This is a genomic window from Rhizobium sp. KNZ2-6A, assembly GCF_056755475.1.
Window position 1 is genome coordinate 1 of the sequence record NZ_JBNDIC010000115.1, and the last position, 3,377, is coordinate 3,377.

At 50.3% G+C, this 3,377-nt stretch carries 3 protein-coding genes; all 3 read left to right on the forward strand.

The annotated features are described in order from the left end of the window. Window positions 1–287: 287 nt before the first annotated feature. A complete protein-coding gene (locus ACPYOP_RS32660; protein ID WP_481414340.1) occupies window positions 288–1,928 on the forward strand; it encodes a hypothetical protein in 1,641 nt (546 codons plus the stop codon). Next, window positions 1,925–2,143 carry a hypothetical protein gene (locus ACPYOP_RS32665; RefSeq protein WP_481414341.1) on the forward strand — a complete coding sequence of 73 codons (219 nt, stop codon included), beginning with the start codon at window positions 1,925–1,927 and terminating at the stop codon, window positions 2,141–2,143. Before ACPYOP_RS32660 ends, ACPYOP_RS32665 begins: the two co-directional genes overlap by 4 nt. A 335-nt stretch (window positions 2,144–2,478) precedes the next feature. After that, window positions 2,479–3,377 (forward strand): hypothetical protein (locus tag ACPYOP_RS32670; RefSeq protein WP_481414342.1); only part of this gene is annotated, 899 nt, incomplete at its 3' end.

The window sequence follows — 3,377 nt, forward strand, 5'->3', positions numbered from 1 at the left end:
AGATTATATTATGATATAAAAATAACATTACTATATGTATTTTTTCTTGTGTTAGGTGATACTGCTATATGGTTTTTACCATATGGGAATCAATTACATTGTCGCGACGGAAGATGTTATTTTATAGAGTTTATGCTGGGAAGGGTGAATGAGCCATTTATCCATTTGTATTTATTTGGATGGCTTTGCTCATTTTTTCTTAGCTGCATAGTTGCAAGGGTTATATTAATAATCAAACACAGACGATAATACCAGCTTGCTTCTCGGATGTGATTCAGGGGGACATTATGGTTGACAGAAAATACGATAGCGACCTAGAGCCGTCTGCAGATGCCGTTGGCTATACGACAACGGCTATTCAGGCTGGTTTGGGGATTGGCAAGGCCTACTACAGTGCACAAATCCTCAGTCATTATACCAGCCTGCCGACCGGTCGTCTGCCAAGCGTGCAGGCAGCACTTCCGCGGATTAACGCCCAGATAGCGGCGGAATCTTTCGCTGAGATTGCAGCAAGAACCCGGAGCCCCGCCGTCATCTCGAGGGCGATGAAGGCCGGCACGCTTGGACGGTTTGCTGGGCGTGTCGCCGGACCTCTCATGGGCATAGAAGGCGGTTATGACCTCTATACCTACAGTGGTCCGTCAAAAATGACGAGGGCAGCTGCCATTGGGGTTGATGACGGGATCGGTATAGGATTGGGAGCGGGGGCAGCGGCGATGGTGGCCCTTTCCAATCCTGCCGGCTGGGTCGTGGGATTAGTCGGCCTGGGTGTAAGTGTGGCCTACTCGACTGTATCCAGCCTGTTCGGCTTTCGTGACAGCATCACCGATCTTCTGGATCGAATTGCACCCGTACGATCGGTCATGATGACCCCGATGCCTAATATCGATCTGGCGGGGTATTATATGGCTGTAGATGGTCCGTCGAGTCCCTTCCTCGGCAAGCTCGCAGACGACCTCGGCTTTGGTGTTCCGTCCGCTGCTCCTGTTGCACCTAATTCCGGCCCCTTCAATCTTGACCTGGCGATCAATCCCCCGACGCCGGATGGCATTGGCCCCATCTCATTCACCCCGGTTGATCCCGTTCCTCCAACGCCGGTGACGCCGGTCGACAGTTCTACGTGGAATTTCGGCTTCATGCCGAGCGCTCCAAATGTCACGGTAGCACCGACGCCGCCATCGATGGACTTTGAGCCTTATTGGGGCGGGCTTCTTGGTGATCTCGGATATGACGGTACACGAAAGGGAGGCTACGCCCGCAACGATTGGGGACAGGATGCCCCGTCCGAACACAATGGCGTGGGACCGGGCGATAGAGCCACGGGTGGATATTTCCGCGGCGGCGGCGACTCCCCGCCTAAAATTATTTCAGAAAACAGATCAGGAGCAACGAGAGTAGGGCTCCTCTCGTTGTTCTCGGGCTTGTTCCTCCTAGCGGGAATGTCTGTGTCTCTTGCGCTCGGTCCGCTTGCTGCAAATCGACCGGCTGATACATATCCTTCCTATCAAGAGATTGTTTCAAAATGTCGGCAGTCGTTCGATGGAGTGGATTCCAAAAATTTTGATACGGACTATTACAGCATTTGGACGAACCAGAATGCAAAGCTTTGTACTGTCGCGGTTAGAAGCCTTGTGCCGATCAAAGCCAATTGCGACGATACAGTATCTTCATATGAACAATGCCTGCAAGGCATACTGGAACACGTTCTTGGCGTCCCGCTGGCACACGAGGAACTTAGGAAACTCGGCGATTGCGGGATAGGTGAAGGCGAACGCAAAACGGCCCTCTCTTACAGAACGCCGAACAATGACGATCCGTCCAAATGTTTGTATCGGATAAGCGGTGTTATCTATCCGCACAGGATCCCGGATTACCTGTTGCTCGGAACGGATTTTTTCGTCACCAAAGCGTGCATGGAGCTTAAATGAGCGACACGATAGAGATCGATGTTCCGTATGCAGTTTTTGCCAAAGATTTTCCCGAAATGGCAAAGGCCGTCAAGGAGTTGGCGATTGGTTTGGGTTTGGCGTTGGAAACCGATTCAGCTGGAAAGGCGATATTGAATGGGATGCGGGGCGTGCCGCCGAGTGCTTTGGGCGCGGCATTGAAGGGGCTTTGGGCCCGGATGATTTGGTGGCGCTAGCCGTAGACAGAGTGCTTCAAGCGCAAGATTTCGGCAGCTTTTGCTGATTTAAAGAGCCATATTAAAACCGTGGCTAAATATACCCCGGAGTCGGCGTCAGAATTATCTCATTAATTCAAAAGTGGTTCGCAATGTATTCCAAAAAACTTCTTCTATTATTGCGGGGAAATACATGGAACTTATAGATTACATCAACGGAGCTTTTTATTTATTAGAAGCTATTATTTTGGCAATAATATTTATTGTTTTTTTTTACAAGCTCATTTCCGGAAGGATTAGCATAATGAAAATGAATTTCAAGAAAACAGACCAGGATAAAGATTCGGAGGAATAACATGGGACAATCACAAAACGGGTTGGTGAGTAGCAATCCAGATTTCAATTCTTTCAGTTCGCTAGATTGGTCCAGTGAACTGAGTAAAACCAACTACATTGGAAACTCGTCTTATATTTCTCAGGGCTTCTTCACTAGCACGCAAACTAAAACCGCCACTTTTACTCTCGCTATTTCTCTTCCTGGAGCATTTGCGAACTGGACTCCGCCAGCTACTTTGAATGTATATGGGCCAGATCCGGTGACTGGAGAAAAGGCTGTTAAATCCTACCCTATTGGCGGTATCTACGGTCCATCATTCGTAACGATAGATGTTGGCTACCCTCAGGAAGTTGGACCGGCTGCCGGTGCATTTTATGTTGCTGTACAGGGCACTTTGCCGCCAGTTAAGGCTATACCCGGAATATTGAAGCCACTTCCACAGATAGCAGCTGTATTCAACAATTTACTCGCTCCTCAAGCGTATAGGATACAAATTTATGACCAACTCGTTGACGAAGCCACTCCCGTTGTCGCTGTAGCTCCTCCTGTTGCGCCTTACTCCGGTCCATTTAACCTTGATCTCGCGCTGAACCCACCAACGCCGGATAGCGTTGGTCCTGTATCCTATACCCCTGTTGATCCCGTTCCTCCAACGCCGGTGACGCCAGTCGACAGTTCTACGTGGAATTTCGGCTTCATGCCGAGCGCTCCAAATGTCACGGTAGCACCGACGCCGCCATCGATGGACTTTGAGCCTTATTGGGGCGGGCTTCTTGGTGATCTCGGATATGACGGTACACCAAAGGGAGGCTACGCCCGCAACGATTGGGGACAGGATGCCCCATCCGAACACAATGGCGTGGGACCGGGCGGCGGCGCTTATGGTGGGGGGAGCAATGGCGGAAGCTATGCACGCCA